At 53.9% G+C, this 16,756-nt stretch carries 13 protein-coding genes; 8 read left to right on the top strand and 5 right to left on the bottom strand.

Features of this window, described 5'->3' with window-relative positions:
- Positions 1-239: 239 nt before the first annotated feature.
- Entirely contained in the window at positions 240-881 is a 642-nt protein-coding gene (locus ACR0EO_RS06975) for a TetR family transcriptional regulator C-terminal domain-containing protein (protein ID WP_480688338.1), read from the bottom strand.
- Positions 882-1,071: 190 nt separating this feature from the next.
- Here ACR0EO_RS06975 and ACR0EO_RS06980 point away from each other — a divergent pair, with 190 nt between their 5' ends.
- The 7 genes from ACR0EO_RS06980 (at position 1,072) to ACR0EO_RS07010 (ending at position 9,877) form a co-directional block, all read left to right on the top strand.
- The gene (locus tag ACR0EO_RS06980; RefSeq protein WP_480468892.1) at positions 1,072-1,935 is read left to right on the top strand and encodes an ABC transporter permease; all 864 of its coding nucleotides are present in this window, start codon (positions 1,072-1,074) and stop codon (positions 1,933-1,935) included.
- Positions 1,932-2,726: an ABC transporter permease gene (locus ACR0EO_RS06985; RefSeq protein ID WP_480688340.1), complete on the top strand. Its 795-nt coding sequence runs from the start codon at positions 1,932-1,934 to the stop codon at positions 2,724-2,726. Before ACR0EO_RS06980 ends, ACR0EO_RS06985 begins: the two co-directional genes overlap by 4 nt.
- A gap of 20 nt (positions 2,727-2,746) precedes the next feature.
- On the top strand, positions 2,747-3,862 hold the full coding sequence (locus ACR0EO_RS06990) for an ABC transporter ATP-binding protein (RefSeq protein ID WP_480688342.1): 1,116 nt from the start codon (positions 2,747-2,749) through the stop codon (positions 3,860-3,862).
- Entirely contained in the window at positions 3,859-4,914 is a 1,056-nt protein-coding gene (locus ACR0EO_RS06995) for an extracellular solute-binding protein (RefSeq protein ID WP_480688344.1), read from the top strand. Before ACR0EO_RS06990 ends, ACR0EO_RS06995 begins: the two co-directional genes overlap by 4 nt.
- Positions 4,915-5,008: 94 nt before the next feature.
- A complete protein-coding gene (locus ACR0EO_RS07000; RefSeq protein WP_480688346.1) occupies positions 5,009-7,075 on the top strand; it encodes an oxidoreductase in 2,067 nt (688 codons plus the stop codon).
- A gap of 8 nt (positions 7,076-7,083) precedes the next feature.
- A complete protein-coding gene (locus tag ACR0EO_RS07005; RefSeq protein WP_480688348.1) occupies positions 7,084-8,283 on the top strand; it encodes an aromatic ring-hydroxylating oxygenase subunit alpha in 1,200 nt (399 codons plus the stop codon).
- Positions 8,284-8,308: 25 nt separating this feature from the next.
- On the top strand, positions 8,309-9,877 hold the full coding sequence (locus tag ACR0EO_RS07010) for a trimethylamine methyltransferase family protein (RefSeq protein WP_480688350.1): 1,569 nt from the start codon (positions 8,309-8,311) through the stop codon (positions 9,875-9,877).
- Positions 9,878-9,941: 64 nt separating this feature from the next.
- Here the strand turns inward: ACR0EO_RS07010 and ACR0EO_RS07015 are convergent, their stop codons facing one another.
- Positions 9,942-11,336 carry an aminotransferase gene (locus ACR0EO_RS07015; RefSeq protein WP_480688352.1) on the bottom strand — a complete coding sequence of 465 codons (1,395 nt, stop codon included), beginning with the start codon at positions 11,334-11,336 and terminating at the stop codon, positions 9,942-9,944.
- A gap of 172 nt (positions 11,337-11,508) precedes the next feature.
- Between ACR0EO_RS07015 and ACR0EO_RS07020 the strand changes: the two genes are divergently transcribed.
- Positions 11,509-12,111, top strand: coding sequence for a TetR/AcrR family transcriptional regulator (locus ACR0EO_RS07020; protein ID WP_480688354.1), 603 nt, complete (start codon positions 11,509-11,511; stop codon positions 12,109-12,111).
- A 47-nt stretch (positions 12,112-12,158) separates the two neighbouring features.
- On the opposite strand, the gene ACR0EO_RS07025 is transcribed toward ACR0EO_RS07020, so the two are convergent.
- The 3 genes from ACR0EO_RS07025 to ACR0EO_RS07035 form a co-directional block, all read right to left on the bottom strand.
- On the bottom strand, positions 12,159-13,958 hold the full coding sequence (locus ACR0EO_RS07025) for a BCCT family transporter (protein WP_480689730.1): 1,800 nt from the start codon (positions 13,956-13,958) through the stop codon (positions 12,159-12,161).
- Positions 13,959-14,533: 575 nt separating this feature from the next.
- Complete coding sequence (locus ACR0EO_RS07030; protein ID WP_480688356.1) at positions 14,534-15,688, bottom strand: Gfo/Idh/MocA family protein; 1,155 nt, start codon at positions 15,686-15,688, stop codon at positions 14,534-14,536.
- Positions 15,688-16,743, bottom strand: a complete 1,056-nt coding sequence (locus ACR0EO_RS07035) for a sugar phosphate isomerase/epimerase family protein (protein WP_480688359.1) — start codon at positions 16,741-16,743, stop codon at positions 15,688-15,690. The genes ACR0EO_RS07030 and ACR0EO_RS07035 overlap by 1 nt, the downstream gene beginning before the upstream one ends.
- Positions 16,744-16,756 lie beyond the last annotated feature (13 nt).

The following is a 16,756-nucleotide window of genomic DNA, read 5'->3' on the forward strand; positions in this document are numbered from 1 at the left end:
CGACGATTCCAGTTGAAGAATAATGTGCTCAAACTGCTGATTTACTTAACGGCGTGCCAGCGATTCAATGGGCGCGATTGGTTCGAGTGCTTTAGATTGCAGAATCGCATCTGGCTCCAGCGTTGGACCGGAGAGAAATCCAATCCATTCCTGCGCCCGTTCCTTGCTTCCATCGTATTGTTTGAAAGACTGAAGTTATCCACTTCTATAGTGGTTGGGCCGGAAATTTATCCCGAGTATTATTCGGATAACAGGGCTCCGCTTAGGTCAAAGTGTTTAGGGAACATTGCGCGCAGAAACCGAAAAACAATCCTCATTGCCTCGTTACGGTCAAAGGAATCCGGGTGGAGTAGATAGTCGGTCCACATGCCTTCCAGCATTGCGAGTGTACCGTGCGTAGCGTCCCGGGCGACCTGATTGGGGTGTTCAATTCCGGCTTCTTTCGCAATTCGAGCGAAGGCGTTGAATACTAGATTTCGAAGCTTTGCGTCGCGTGTATCTGAAAACGCAGCGATCGCTGCTCTGTTTCGGGCTTCGCCTCGAAACGCATACCAAATCGAAACGTTCCTCTTGTTGAGAACGGCTTCACTCAGGTCACCCCGAACAATCATCTCAATATGTTCCTGTCCGGATTGCCCCGTCGTCTCCAACATAGCGTAAATGCCATTGTAATATTGCTCGGACGAATAGCGGGCGGCTTCGTTTACAAGGTTGTCCTTGCCGCCGAAATGAAGGTGAATCATGCCGCGGGAAAGCTCGGCGCGTTGAATGATTTCGCTGACCGACGTCTCAGAAATCCCTTTTTCCGAGACCGAGTCGAGTACTGCCTCGATCAGAGACAGGCGGTTTCGTTCCCGTATTTCTTGTCGTCTTCCAGTCATTTGATCAGGCAGTTCTGTTTGTTTTCAGTCTCTTGTAGTGCCTTCTAGCGACCTCTGAAAAATTAGCCAGCTTTGGTTGTGAAAATACCAGTTGACACAGCTAGCCCGAAAATTCCAGATTTAAATGGACGATTGTCCATTTTGTGATGGGAGTCGTCACGCCACCGAAAGCAAAGATCAGCAGGGAAGCATGGCCGGAGTAATACGGAGTGAAACGGGCAAGGGCCTGGCACTGAGCGCGCCTGCGACGCTCTATGTCGGCTTGCTTGTGGCTGTGCCTCTTTGCATTCTTGTGGCCTATAGTTTTTGGACCCAGACATATGTCGAAATTGACCGGACGCTGACATGGGCGAACTACCAAGAGGCGTTCACCGACCCCTTGGTTCGGCACTTGATGATCCGATCAGTTGCGATTGCGGGGGCGGTGACACTGGCAACGGTCTGCCTAGCCTACCCGATCGCCTACTTCATCGCATTTCGGACGCAGAAAAAGACCCTCTGGCTTTTGCTGATCACCATTCCCTTTTGGAGCAGCTATCTGCTGCGGGTGTTCAGTTGGAAGCTGATCCTCGGCTTCAACGGGGTGATGAACTCGGCTTTGATTTCGCTGGGGCTGATACAGGAACCACTAACCTTCCTGCTCTACAATGAATTCGCCGTTGTCCTTACGCTTGCTCATGCCTGGGCGCCCTTTGCAATCCTGCCGATTTATGTGTCGTTGCAAAAGATCGACCGTAGCCTGTTGGAGGCCGCAACCGACCTTGGCTGCAGCAAGCTAGAAAGGTTTGTCCGCGTGACCTTGCCGTTGACGGTACCGGGGATAATTGCGGCCTGTCTGATCATTTTCATCCCTACTGTTGGCGATTACGTCACCCCGGCCTTAGTCGGCGGATCTCAGGGTAAAATGGTGGCCAATTTGATCCAGGTGCAGTTTGGCGCCGCCAATAACTGGCCTTTGGGTGCCACCTTGTCTTTGCTGGCCATGCTGTCGGTCGGCTGCGTTGCAATCCTGTTCGTGGTGGTCGTCACCGCATTGGGCCGGAGGATCAGATGACCAAGGCGTTTCGTATCCCATGGCTGCTGGTTTATGCGATCGCCTATCTGGTGTTTCTCTACTTGCCGGTTTTGTTGTTACCGCTGTTTTCGTTCAACGACGGAACTATCGTGGCCTTCCCGCTAAAAGGGTTCACGTTAAAGTGGTACGCGCAGTTGGGGCAGCAGGACACGCTGCTACAGGCTATGGTGAATTCGCTGATCGTCGGCAGCGTGACTGCCCTGATGGCAACGTCTTTGGGTCTTTTCGCTGCGCGCGCCTATGTTCGGTATCGTTTCACGGGGCGCGAGTTGTCTGAGGGATTGGTCATGCTTCCACTGGTCATTCCCGGAATCATCGTGGCCAGTTCGATGCTGGTTCTGTTCATCAGCATTGGATTGAAACCGTCGCTGACAACCGTGATCCTAGGCCATGTCTTTGTGGCCTTGCCGTTCGCGGTGTCGATCATGAAGTCGGCATTCGACGATTTCGACCAGTCGTTAGAAGAGGCCGCCTTTGACCTCGGCGAAAGCGTTGTGGGAACGTTTCGGCGCGTTACTCTGCCAATCGTCGCGCCGGGCATAATCGCGAGCCTTTTGGTCACGTTCACAGTGTCTTTTGACGAGTTCGTCCTCGCCTTTTTCCTGTCCGGAAATAGCCCAACGCTGCCGGTCTATATCTGGAGTCAGATCCGCTTCCCGGCAAAATTGCCCAACACGTTGGCGCTGGGGTCGCTGCTTTTACTGTCGTCAGTCCTGTTGCTGTTGATTGCCGAATACTTCCGCCGCCGTTCCGTGCAGTCCTCAGATTGAAGCCAAAGGAAACGAATAAGATGAGCGAACAGAACATCATCGAAATCAAAGGCGTTGAGAAGCGCTTTGGAGGTTTTGTTGCTGTGTCCGATCTGAACCTGACCTTGAAAGAGGGTGAGTTCTTTTCACTGCTCGGCCCTTCGGGCTGCGGCAAGACGACGGCTTTGCGCATCATCGCAGGTTTTCAGGATCACGAAGAGGGCGAGATCCGGATCGATGGTCGGACGATGGGCGAGGTGCCTGCCAACAAGCGGCCCACCAATATGGTTTTCCAAAGCTATGCAATTTTTCCGCACTTGAATGTCGGTGACAATGTTGGCTTCGGATTGCGCAAGACAAAGCTCTCCCGAAAGGAAATCAAAGAACGCGTTGCCGAGGCGCTTGAGATGGTTGAGCTGGGTGGCTTGCAGGACCGCAAGGCCAATGAGTTGTCGGGCGGTCAGCGGCAACGCGTGGCGCTCGCCCGGGCATTGGTCATGCGGCCCAAGGTGTTGCTGCTGGATGAGCCTCTTTCCGCGCTGGACAAAAATCTACGCGAAGCGATGCAGTTGGAAATGCGTCGTCTGCAGCAGAAGCTTGGAATTACCTTCGTCATGGTCACGCATGACCAATACGAGGCGATGACAATGTCTGACCGCATCGGCGTCATGTTCGCTGGGCAGCTCAAGCAGGTGGATAAACCAGAGGTCTTATATTCCCAACCGTGCAACCGCGAAGTGGCGTCTTTCATCGGTGGAATGAATTTTCTGGATGCCGAGGTAACGGCAGAGAATCCTGAAACGCTGGAAGTCAACGTTCAGGGCTTTGGGCAGATGACAATTGGGGTGAACCCCAATGTTCACGTGCATGACAAAGAGCTTCTGGTGGGCGTTCGGCCCGAGCAATTGGAAATCAGTGCGGAAAAACCGGATGGTTACGATGCTCTTGTTCAGGGCGAGGTGTCGGACGTCGCCTTCTATGGTGAGAGTGTCCACTACTATGTGCGCGTCGATGGCCTGAAGGACAGCATCGCCGTCGCAGTGCCAAACTACTTTCATACAGTCGATCACAGCCGCGGCGATACCGTCTGGCTTGGCGTTCAAAGCGCTTCGGTGATCGACCTGGGCAAACGCGAGTCTTTGGGAGGAGACAAATGAGTAAAACAGCATCACTTGCAGCAGCAGTAGTTGCCACTTTTGCGGCCGGCCAAGCTCTGGCGAATGCCGCTGATCTGACCGTTTTTGACTGGTCTGGATATGAGGATCAGGGCTTTTACGGTGACTATGTCGAAAAGTACGGTGGCGCGCCCAGCTACACCTATTTCGGCAGCGTTGAAGAAGCTTTCACCAAACTTCAATCCGGGTTTGAGGCTGATCTGGCACATCCCTGTACCGACGCCCTGAGAAAGTGGGTTGCGGCGGACATGATTAAGCCGATTGACACCAGCAAGCTGGAGAACTGGGACAAGCTGATGCCCAAGATCAAAGAGGTCGATGGCATCACGATCGACGGGCAGACCTATATGGTGCCATTCGAATGGGGAAATACCGGCCTGATCTACCGAACCGATATGGTTTCGGCGGACGATGTTTCGCTGCAGTTACTGGTGGATCCTGCGTATCAGGGCAAGGTTGCCATTCCGGACGCCGCCTCCAGCGCGTTCGCCATGGCGGCTCTGGCAACTGGCGCCTCCAGCTATACCGACATGAGCGACGAAGAATTCCAGAAAGCGGCGGATTACCTGCGAGCGATTCATCCGAATGTGCGCTTTTATTGGTCTGACGCCGGCCAGTTGGATCAGGCAATCGCTAGCGGCGAGGTCACACTGGGTTGGGGATGGAACCAATCGGAACTGAACCTAATCTGGAACGAAACTCCGGCGGTCATGATGCGTGACGTGGACAAGGGCATCGCCACCTGGGTCTGCGGTTATGTGCATCTGAAATCTGCAAAGCAATCGGATGAACAGGTCTATGACATGCTGAACGCGTTGAGTTCGGCAGCCAGTGGTAAGTACATCATCGAAAGCTGGGGTTACGCCCATGCCAACGAAGAGGCATTTGCACAGGCGGACCCGGAACTGATCGATACCTACGGGTTCTCGGACGTGGACAGTTTCTTTGAAGGCAGCCTGTTCTTTGATGCGGTCAACCCTGAGCTGGAAGCCAAGATGTTGAAGGAGTTCGAGCGCATCAAGGCGGGCTTCTAAGGGCACCTTAACAACACAACCGGGAATGGTGGGGACGTATGAACTCTTCCATTCCCACGAAACTATTTCCGATATTTTTGGAGGAAGCGCGGCAATGTCAGGCGCTGACGGATACTCTGTTCTCTTCGAACCGGTTCAGATCGGGCCAGTGACGGCTCGAAACCGGTTCTATCAAGTGCCCCACTGCAATGGCTTGGGTCATTTGCGACCTCAGGCCGAAGCTGCCATGCGAGCGATGAAAGCCGAGGGCGGTTGGGCGGTTGTATCCACTCAGGAGGCCGAGATTCATCCGACTTCGGATTTGTCTCCTTATTCTGAAAACCGAATTTGGGACGAACAGGATATTCCCGCACTGCGTCTAATAACCAACTCAATTCATGAGAAGGGCTCGCTTGCGGCAATCCAATTGGCGCATAACGGGCACCATGCCCAAAACCACCTGACCCGTGCGCCACTGCTGGCCCCATCAGAACTCGTCTTGCAGACTCCATACCCGAAACAGGCCAGAGCCATGGACAAGTCGGATATTCGTGAGTTCCGCAAGTGGCACCGCGCAGCGGCGCGTCGCTCGCGCGAGGCGGGTTTTGACATCGTGTATATTTACGCCGGGCATCACATGACCCTGCCGCATCATTTTCTGCTGCCACAGTTCAATGACCGAACGGATGAATACGGAGGTTCGTTAGAGAATCGAGTGCGCCTGACCCGTGAGCTTCTGGAAGAAACACGGGAAGAGGTAGGAGACGATTGCGCCATTGCCCTGCGGTTCGCGGTCGACGAAATGCTGGGAACAGATGGAATGCAAGCGCAGGAGGAAGGTCGCGCTGTCGTCGAAATGCTGGCCGAGCTTCCAGACCTTTGGGATGTTAATGTCGCGGATTGGAGCAACGACTCTGCAACGACCCGCTTTGAGCCGCAGGACGGCTTTCAAACCTCATATATCGAATTCGTCAAACAGGTGACTTCCAAGCCAGTGGTGGGAGTGGGACGCCTGACCTCTCCGGATTTGATGGTGTCACTGGTCAAGAAAGGCATTCTTGATTTTATCGGCGCAGCAAGACCTTCCATTGCTGATCCGTTTCTGCCCAACAAAATCAAGGAAGATCGCATCGAAGAAGTCCGCGAATGCATCGGCTGTAATATCTGTGTTTCGTCCGACTCTCTCGGCGTCCCCATACGGTGCACCCAAAACCCGACGATGGGTGAAGAGTGGCGGAGGAAATGGCATCCTGAGATCATTGAGTGTCGTGGAAAGGAAGAAGCTGCGCTTGTTGTCGGCAGCGGACCAGCCGGGCTTGAATGTGCCATGCAACTGGCGCGTCGGGGCTATGAGGTAACGCTGGCCGAAGCAAAGCAAGAGCTTGGCGGCCGTGTGCTGCAAGAATCCAGCCTGAACGGGTTATCTGCCTGGAAGCGCGTGACGGATCACAGAATCTACGACCTGCAACAACGCGGCAATGTGCAACTGTTCACCGACAGCCGTTTGTCAGCCAGTGAGGTTGTTGAGTTGGGCATTCCGAACGTCTTTGTTGCGTCCGGCGCTAAATGGCGACGAGACGGGCGCGGGAAGTCTGCATTTCACGGTGTACCGATCGCTTCAGGCTCTAAGGTTTTTACTCCGGATGACATCATGGCCGGAGTTGTGCCAGAGGACGGCCCGATTGTGGTCTACGATGATGATCAAGCATATCTCGGTGGAGTTTTGGCGGATCATTTGGCGCAGGCCGGACGAGAGGTCGTCTTTGTAACGCCGGCCTCAATAGTTTCGCCGTTTACCGAATTGACGTTGGAGCAGACCAAAGTTCAACGCAGTCTGCTGGAAAAAGGCGTCCAACTAATCTTGTCTCAGACCTTGGCCAACATCGTGCCCTGTCAGGCGACAATGCAATGCGTCTACACAGGACAAGAGCATTCCATTGAATGCAGTTCCGTTGTGCTGGTGACGCAGCGAATGCGAGAAACTGCCCTTTACGATGAGCTATGCGGTTTGACTGCCAGTCCGCTGAATACGTTGGAATTGATTGGAGACGCCGCAAACCCTGGCTTGATCGCGGATGCTGTATACTCGGGCCACATGGCAGCCCGAAATTTCGAACGTGACGCGGTCGACATCGAACGTGAATTTTTCCGCCGGGAAATCGTTTCCCTCGAATCTGTATGAGGTGCGCTATGCCAACAGATGACTTGCAAGTAATGCGCGACTTAATAGAGGCGCAGCGGGAAGGGTTCGCCTTGCCGCGTCACTTCTATACGTCTCAGGCAGTATACGAAAACGATATCAGCACGTTCTGGAACCGTAATTGGATCTGGGTCGGCCATGTCAGCCAGATTGCTGAACCGGGTGACTATTTCTTGTTCGACTATGGGTCTGAATCCATCATTGTCGTTCGGGATCGTGAGGGCGAAGTGCGCGCGCACCTGAATGTTTGTCGCCACCGGGGGTCGAGGGTTTGCCTTGAACAGAAGGGCAAGGCGCGCAACTTCGTCTGCCCCTATCACGCCTGGACTTTTGACCTGAATGGTAAGCTCCGAAACGGGCGGTCAATGGGGCCGGATTTTGATCCGAGCCAATACGGGTTGTTTCCGGTTCAGGTGAAGATTTTTCAGGGCCTGATTTTTGTCTGCGCAGCTGAAAACGCACCGCCGCTGGACGCTGCCTTGGAAAGGCTGGCCACGCTTTCGAAACCATTCGACTTTGAAAACCTGAAGGTCGCCCATGAAGCCTCATATCCGGTTCCGGCGAACTGGAAACTGGCCTTGGAGAACTATCTGGAATGCTATCACTGCGCCCCGTCTCATCAGGACTATTCGCGCAGCCATTCGTTGAAAGACCCTGCCCAGGTTCTGGAGTTTAGCGGAGCACTTCATGAGCGGATGGAAGAAGCCGGAATTCCCAAAGATGAGCTGGACCTGACCGGAGAAAACGCGGTCGCGCCGGGTGCAGATGTCTATTGGAGGCGCTACCCGCTATTCCCGGGCTATTTAACAGGTAGCAAGGATGGAACACCGTTGGCTCCGACATTAGGTGAACTGAAGGGGCACGATGGCGGCGCCACTGATCTGGGGATCGGGACACTGAACTACTTTCTGGTCTACGCAGATCACGTGGTTGGTTACCGGTTCGTCCCGCGCGCCCTGCAGGAAACGGATATTCAGATCGTCTGGTACGTGCGCGGCGACGCTGAAGAGGGACGTGACTTCGATAAAGACGCGTTGACATGGCTCTGGCACGTCACGTCGCTCGATGATGAGCGGATCATCCGTCATAATCAGGAAGGCGTGAACTCCCACCACTTCGTGCCGGGGCCGTTGTCCGAGATGGAGTGGAGCCTTCCAGGCTTCTATCGCAATTACTTCAGCATGATCTGACACGCTCAGAATTCGGAGAAATACTATGACAGAGTTAACGCAGCGCAGATCAAGACGGCGCGGAGGCGGGCGTGAAGCACGCGCTGCCGTGCGCACCAGCAATGCTGCCTCGCAGGCGATTTGGCCCGGCATCTCGGGCGGTCGCTACAAACCGCTGTCAGACGCAGATATGGCGCGCATTCACGAAGCCGCGCTCAGCATTCTGGAACGGACTGGGGTAGGGGACCCCACTCAGGAAGTTCTCGATCTCGTGCTGCCAAAGGGGGCGTCGGTGAACGAGCATGGCAGGCTTTGTTTTCCTCGCGCGTTGATGGAAGATTTATTGGCCAAGGCTGCCAGCGAATTCTATGTCCATGCACGCGGTTCGCGTGCTGGTAAGGACGACATGCACTGCACCAAAGACAAAGTGTATTACGCAAACTCCGGCACGGCAGTAACTACGTTGGATGCGGAAACGCGCAGTTACCGCCCCTCAACGCTTAAGGACATTTACGATTTCACTCGTTTGGTCGACCGGCTCGACAATATCCATATGACCGGCGACACGGTTCTGGCGACGGATGTGCCGCAGGATTACGAGCATGACATGAGCATGCTCTACGCCATTTTGGCGGGCAGCGAAAAGCCATCGTGCCTTACATTCCGCACGCGCGAGCATATTAAAGACGCGATCCACTTGTTCGATCTGGCATCTGGGGGTGAGGGCAAGTTCCTTGAAAAGCCCTCGGTCATTTTTGGTGGCTGCCCTATCGTATCCCCGCTCCGGTTTGGGCAGGAAAACCTGGAAATACTGATTGATACAGCGAAGATGGGGCTGGTCTGCGACCTGGCCGTCCCACCGCAAGCTGGGGCAACGTCTCCTGCGCCATTGGCTGGTACTCTGGCGCAGGCTGTGGCCGAAACCCTATCATGTGTCGCCATTGCCAATTTGATCAATCCGGGAACCCCGGTGGTCTTTGCAGCGTGGCCCTTTATCACAGACCTGCGTACCGGCTCCTTCACGGGCGGCAGCGGCGAGCAGGCGTTGATTTCGGCCGCAGCTATCCAGATGGGCAATTTCTACAACCTGCCGACCAGTGTTGGATGCGGCATGACCGATTCCAAAATCCCCGATGCGCAATATGGGCTGGAAAAGGCGCTTACTTTCGCCTTGGCGGCCCACGCCGGAGCCAACCGGCTATGCGAATTTGGCGGAATGGTTGGCAGCCTGATGGGCTGTAGCTTTGAGTCAATGGTCATCGACAATGAAGCTGCGGGTATGATCTCGCGAACGCTTCGCGGGATCGAGGTGAGCGACGACACGCTTTCGGTCGATGTCATCCATGAATGCGCAATCGACCCCGGACATTTCCTCGGCAACCCGCAAACCTTGCAATACATGGAAAGCGAGTATGTCTATCCGACCCTTATGGATCGAGAACTGACAGATACCTGGGAGAAAGCCGGTCGTCAGGACATGTTCGACCGGAGCCGATCCGTAGTCGATGACATTCTGTCCAATCACTATCCAAACTACTTTGGCAGCAAAATTGACGAAGAGGTTCGATCCAAGTTCCCGATCAAATTACCTCCCGAGGCCATGCGCGCTGGGTAAGCGATGCTGAGCGCTGGGCAGGCTTCGCAACGGGTATCATTGCGAAGCCGTTTCGTGGATGCACCTAAGTCTTGAACGCGCCTTGGCGCGTTAGGTCGTCAGTTGCCAGCCGGATTCCTTTTTCAAGGATGTCAAACATCTCGTTCAACTCGCCCTCAGTGATGATCAGCGGAGGGGAGAACACACACATGTTGATGATTGGCCTTAGGATCAGCCCATTCTCCTGACAATATTGGTCAATCAATGCACCTACTGACTTATCCAGATCCAACAGGTTTTCAGCATTGGCGTCGGCAACACACTCGACGCAACCAACCAGCCCCATACCACGGGCATCGCCGACCAGCGGCAAGTCGGCCAGAGCGTGAAGCCGCTCTTCGAACAGTGGCGTGATTGCGCGGACATGTCCCAGAACGCCGTCGCGCTCCATGATTTCGATGGTCTTCAAACCTGCCGCTGCGCTCACTGGATGGCCCGAATAGGTGAAGCCGTTTGAAAAAGTGGCCTCCTGCACGTTGTCTCCGGACACATCTGCAATCAGTCGATCTGAGATAATGCAGGCCCCCATTGGGACATACCCAGACGTCATTCCCTTAGCGCAAGTGATGATATCGGGTTGAATTCCAAAGACATCTTCGGATGCAAACCAGTGGCCCAGCCGACCGAACCCGGTCACGACCTCGTCTGAAATATACAGGACATCGTATTTTCGGCAGATTTCTAAGCAGCGCTGATGATACCCACGCGGAGGCACAATGACGCCTCCAGAGCACAAGATCGGTTCTGCGATGAAGGCAGCGACCTTGTCTGCTCCGGTCTGTAGGATCATGTTTTCCAGATCCGCTATTTTTTCGTTCAGGAAATCATCCACCGTCTGGTCGGAGCGACGCATATACGGGTTCACATTCGGCAGGAAACGCGTCAGCTGGCTTGCTTGATCCAACCACCCCTTGTCACGTTCTTTTCCAGATACAGAGGCGGCTAGGTATGTCGATCCGTGATAGGCCTTCTGCCGAGAGATCACGATCTTCTTTTCAGGTTTCCCCAGCAGGTTGTTTCGGAATTGGACGAAGCGCAGTGCGCTATCCACCGCTGTCGACCCACCGGTCGTGAAAAACACATGGTTCAGGTCGCCCGGGGTTCTCTGGGCAATCTCATGCGCCAACCGGGCCGGAGCCGAGTTGGCATTATTGAATGGCGAAAAATACGCCATTTCCTTTGCCTGTTGGGCCATTGCATCGGCGATCTCGGTGTTTCCATATCCCAATTGTACGCACCACATTCCGGCAGGCCCGTCTATCAGGCGCTTTCCGTCCTCTGTCACTACGTGAACGCCAAATCCACTTTCGGCAAAGGTCCGTTCATTTTTGCCCAGATATTCCATGCCTTCCCACGGGTGCAGGAAGTACTCGTTGTCCCAATTGCGTATGGATTGAAAGTCAGAGTTCGAGAGGGTCATAGGGCACCTGAGTGAAACATTTATCACAAAATGAACAAACATTCATTCAATGTCAATCCTTGAACTTCCGCTCTGTTAAATGCGAGAAGATCAAGAAAGAGCGCCCCAGCGAAGGACAAGCAAAATTACTCTCGAGTCCGATACTCCAGCCAATGCCCGGGAGCTCAGCAGGTTGCAGAACCGAAATCAGCTGATCCAGGCGGCTGCAGAAGCTATCCATAAATTCGGAATTCGCGGAACGACCACGGCGAGAATCCAAGAGTTGTCGGGCTTGTCGCGAGGGATGGTGAACCTGCACTTTGGCTCTAAGGAAATGCTGCTGCTTGCAGTGGCTGAAGAGCTTTCAGCCCGCTATGCAGGGCAGTGGAGGGCAATCTCAGACGATCCAGAGTTAAGCCCTGCTGAAAAGCTGATTTCTATTGTTAAAGCGGATTTTGATCCTTTGGTTCTGAATGCGAGGGACGTTGCGATATGGTTTTCGTTTAGGGCCGAAGCGCTCTCGAACCCAGACATATTTCCCTTCATCGACTCTCGAGACAAAAGTTTCCGAGCGGTTATTCTGAAGTTGCTTGAGAAAATAAAGAGCGACGGTAAATACGAGGGCGTGGACGCCAAACTCGCAGCAGATGCGTTGATTGCCTTGCTGGAAGGGCTCTGGACAGACTTCCATTTGCATTCGGATACCTTCAAACCCGAAGAGGCTTTGAAGATCTGCCAGTTTGTTCTGCAGTCGGTGTTTCCGGAACATTTTAGGATCCAATCGTTCCGCGGGTGACAGAACCTGGAATCATCAGGGACCAAGCGCGGGCAATACGAGCCCGGTCAGGCCTCGTGGTTCAATCGGCGCAAGTCGTTTGTCATTGCCTTGGCTAGTGAGACGCACATCAGCAGCAAAACGACGCTGAACGGCAGTGCCCCGATGATCATCGAATTTGTCAAAGCCTCTAATCCGCCACCGCCCGCGATAAGCAGAGTTCCGATGACTAGGGTCAGCAGAACGCCCCAAATGACGCGATGAAGCAAGCCAGTATCTTCAGACCCACCGGACATGATCGTGTTCATCACGAGGATGCCAGAGTCGGCGGAAGTAACCAAGAATGTCATGGTTAACAGCACACACATGACACTCACTACCGCGAGAAAGTTGCCCGATATCATTTCCCCCAAGGTGACGAACAGTGTTGCCGTCGTTGACGCGGCGAGGATCGATCCATTGGCATCCCCATTCAGTTCCAAATCAATGGCGGCCCCGCCCAGAATGGCCATCCAGGCGAAACAAACGAGGGATGGGGCAATGACCGCTCCAAGTATGAATTCGCGTACGGTTCGTCCTCTGGAGATACGCGCTAGGAAAAGGCCGACAAAGGGCGAAAACGCGATCCACCATGCCCAATAAAACGTAGTCCACCCGGCTTGCCATCCGAATAATCTACCTCGTGTGCCCGCGTCATAAGCTGCTGTCTTGGTCGCATCAGAAAGACCGGCTGTGTCGTCGCTCAAACCCTCAAGAAAGGTTGCTTTTGTTCCCCAAGGATCAGTTGCACCCGCGAAGAGCTCGCCAATAAAGGGAGCCGCCTCTGCAGGCAATACGGATGCAAACTCGACTTCGGAAATCGGTCGGAATGCTTGGAAACTCAGGGGTATAAAGTTTTTGATATAGTCAACCATCGCCGTAGCATAGGTTGTCGCCGCAAACGCGAATGAGCCATAAACAATGAAAACTGCCAGCAAAGCCAGTGAAAAAAGAAGATTGATATTTGACAGGTATTTGACCCCACGCCCCACACCAGAGACAGCAGAAAGTGTCGACATCATCATGACAACGATCAACGCCGTAATAAGGCCTGCGGTCGATGGGATCATTGTGGTTGCTTCTTTCTCCACAAGCCAATTCGCGCCGGTAATTAGAAACGCACCGTCCACCAGTTGAGAAACGCCGTAACCGATTGTTACCGCAACGCCGAGTATTGTCGCTACGACGCCGAGTATATCGATTACATGGCCCGCTACACCGTTTGAGTATTCACCGAGCAATGGGGTCAGTGCGGTGCGGATTGTCAGCGGCATGCCTCTGGTAAAAGCGTAATAGGCAAGGCTCAGGCCGGTGACGACGTATATTGCCCAGGCGTGAAATCCGGTGTGCAAAAAAGTATAGCGGTAGGCTCCTTCAATCGCGTCTTCGCTCTTGGGTGCGACTTCCCCGGAAACGGTCAATGGGTTGGTTTCCCAAAGGCCAAGCGGTTCAGCGGTTGCATAGACCATTAGGCCCACACCCAGACCCGCCCCAAACATCATCGAAAACCAAGAGAAGTTCGAAAATTCGGGCATCTCACCTTCCGTACCGAGCCGCATACGCCCGGTTGCAGGAATGAGCGCGACTAGAATGAGGAAGAAGACAAACAAGCCAACCGAAAGGTTGTAGAAGGTATTGAATTCGGCCAACAAGCCGGACTTCCAAGACCGTAATGTATCGTTTGCTGACAATGGCCACACCAGCGCCCAAAGAACCAGCAACGAAACCGCAATCTTGCTCACAAGAGCAATGGGCAGGCTATACCCTTTATAAAACCCAGCTCGTTGCGTTTCTATTTTGAGGTCTGTGAAGGGGTCCTCAAGCGCCATGTTTTCCGGATCTCTCGTTGTTTGACAGCTTTGCACTTGGCGCTGCCGGGCCATATCCTTCACGAGCACGCGCAACGTTTTAACATCCAAAGAATAGACATGATCTGCGGCGTTTTCCACCGCCATGACTTTGGCTTGCCAGAGGCAATAGTTGGTTTCTGGAAAACTGTTGTTCGGGTGTTGCCCGAAACAATTTTGAGTTAGGCCGCCGCAACCTCAAATAGCGCAGCTTAAGATATCTACATGAAGGGCATTCCTTGGGAGATCCTCGCAAACGAAAGGATGCAAAAGGGGCAGTTTTCAGGAAGTGCCAGCGCTGGTTTGAGGGGGCGACAGGACACGGCGATAACCTTGATACGTCCTTAGAAAAAACGGCCGCAATCAAGCATTTTGAAGTTATTGCGCGTCTATCCCACAGGTGAGCTGACCAATCGACCAGATTTCGCTTCGCAAAAACGCTGTTCGGCGACGGGCGCAATCTTTGTGTTCTGGATCGTTTGTCGGTGTATTGTACTCGGCCCGGGCATTGGCAGATATGCGCACCGCCATCCAAGAAGTGAGCTCAAAGCAAGGTCTTATTCTAACTTGACCCAAGCCGTGTTCCTTGAAGAACTTTGCACGCATGCAGCCACAAACTTAACGCCGTTTAGCCCATCAAAAACCGTTGGATAGACAACCGAAGCGTCAGGTGAAGTCCCATTTCGAAACGCTTGGATGGCTTCAGCTGCTTCTCCATAGATATTCGCGAACCCTTCCAGATACCCCTCTGGATGACCCGGAGGAACGCGACTTAGCCGATTGGCAGCATCACCAGCCCCAGCACCATTTCGGGTGATCAGACGTTTTGGCTCGTTATAGGGCGTAAACCACAGGTAGTTCGGATCTTCCTGAGACCATTCCAGCCCACCTTTTTCGCCATAGACGCGTAAACGGAGCGCGTTTTCATTGCCGGGAGCAACCTGAGAGGACCACAGCATACCTCGCGCCCCGCCTTCGAAGCGAAGCAACACGTGCGCGTTGTCATCGACTTTGCGCCCCGGCACAAAGGCCTGCAGGTCCGCCGCCAAGCTTTCCGCCTTCAGCCCGGTTACAAAGCAAGCGAGGTTGTAAGCATGAGTCCCGATGTCGCCGGTTGATCCACCTGCGCCAGAACGTTCAGGGTCGGTTCGCCATTCAGCCTGTTTAAAATCCTGCTGCTCGGTCAGCCAATCCTGTGGGTATTCAACCTGAACCACGCGGATCTTGCCAATATCGCCATTGGCAACCATTTCACGCGCCTGCCGAACCATTGGATAGCCCGTGTAGTTGTGGGTCAGAATGAATAGTGCATTCGCGCTTTCCGCTGCTTTGACCAGCTTTTTTGCGTCGGCAAGGGTCGAGGTGAGTGGCTTATCACAAATTACGTGAATACCGCGTTTCAGGAACTCGCGCGCGGCTGCATAATGGACGTGATTTGGCGTGACGATTGAGACCGCCTCGATCCCAGACTTCAGCCGGGCTTCTCTTATCGCCATTTGCTTGAAGTCTTCATAAACCCGTTCGAGCTCCAAAGCCTGCCCGCTTTCAATGGATTTTTCGGGCGTCGAAGACAGAGCTCCGGCGACCAACTCAAACTTATCGTCCAATCGCGCTGCAATGCGATGAACGCCGCCTATGAACGCATCGTTCCCGCCGCCAACCATGCCGAGGCGAATGCGCCCCGAGGTTTCTTCACTGCGTCCTGTAACCATCAATCAATCCCCAGCATTTTACGATTTGCCTCTTCGTCCGCACCACCGTCAGCGAAATCATCAAAGGCCTTCTCGGTTACGCGGATAATGTGATCGGACACAAACTGAGCGCCCTCGCGCGCTCCATCCTCAGGGTGTTTCAGGCAGCACTCCCATTCGACAACCGCCCAACCATCAAAGTCATTCGCGGCCATTTTTGAGAAGACCGCCCCGAAATCCACTTGGCCATCACCAAGAGACCGGAACCGCCCAGCACGATCAACCCAGCTTTGATATCCTGAATAAACACCCTGTCGGCCGGTCGGATTAAACTCGGCGTCTTTAACGTGGAACATCCGTATGCGATCTTTGTAGATGTCGATGTTGTCCAAGTAGTCGAGGCATTGCAGGACGTAGTGCGAAGGGTCGTAAAGCATGCAAGCCCGGGGGTGATTGCCTGTCCGTTCGAGAAACATCTCGTACGTCACCCCGTCGTGGAGATCCTCTCCGGGGTGAATTTCGTAGCAGACATCGACGCCGCATTCGTCAGCATGGTTCAGGATTGGGACCCAACGGCGAGCGAGTTCATCAAATGCCGTTTCAATCAAGCCAGCAGGGCGCTGTGGCCAAGGGTAGACATAGGGCCAAGCCAAGGCGCCCGAGAATGTCGCATGTGCTGAAATACCCAGATTTTTCGAAGCGGATAGTGCCTTTTTGACCTGATCCACTGCCCATTCTTGCCGGGCTTCTGGGTTTCCTCTAACGCTTTCGGCTGCAAAACCATCAAACGCACTGTCATAGGCCGGGTGAACGGCTACAAGCTGGCCCTGAAGGTGCGTTGAAAGTTCAGTGACTTCGACACCATTTTCCCTTGCTTGGCCTTTGAAATCATCGCAATAGCCGGTGCTAGATGCAGCCTGTTCCAGGTCGAACAACCGGCCATCCCAACTGGGAACCTGAACACCTTTGTAGCCACAGTCAGCCGCCCATTTGGTGATCGCGTCCCACGAATTGAACGGCGCCTCGTCCCCTGCAAATTGTGCAAGAAATAAAGCCGGACCTTTGATCGTCTTCATTAATTTTCCTCCC

This window comes from Ruegeria sp. BE9 (assembly GCF_056538765.1).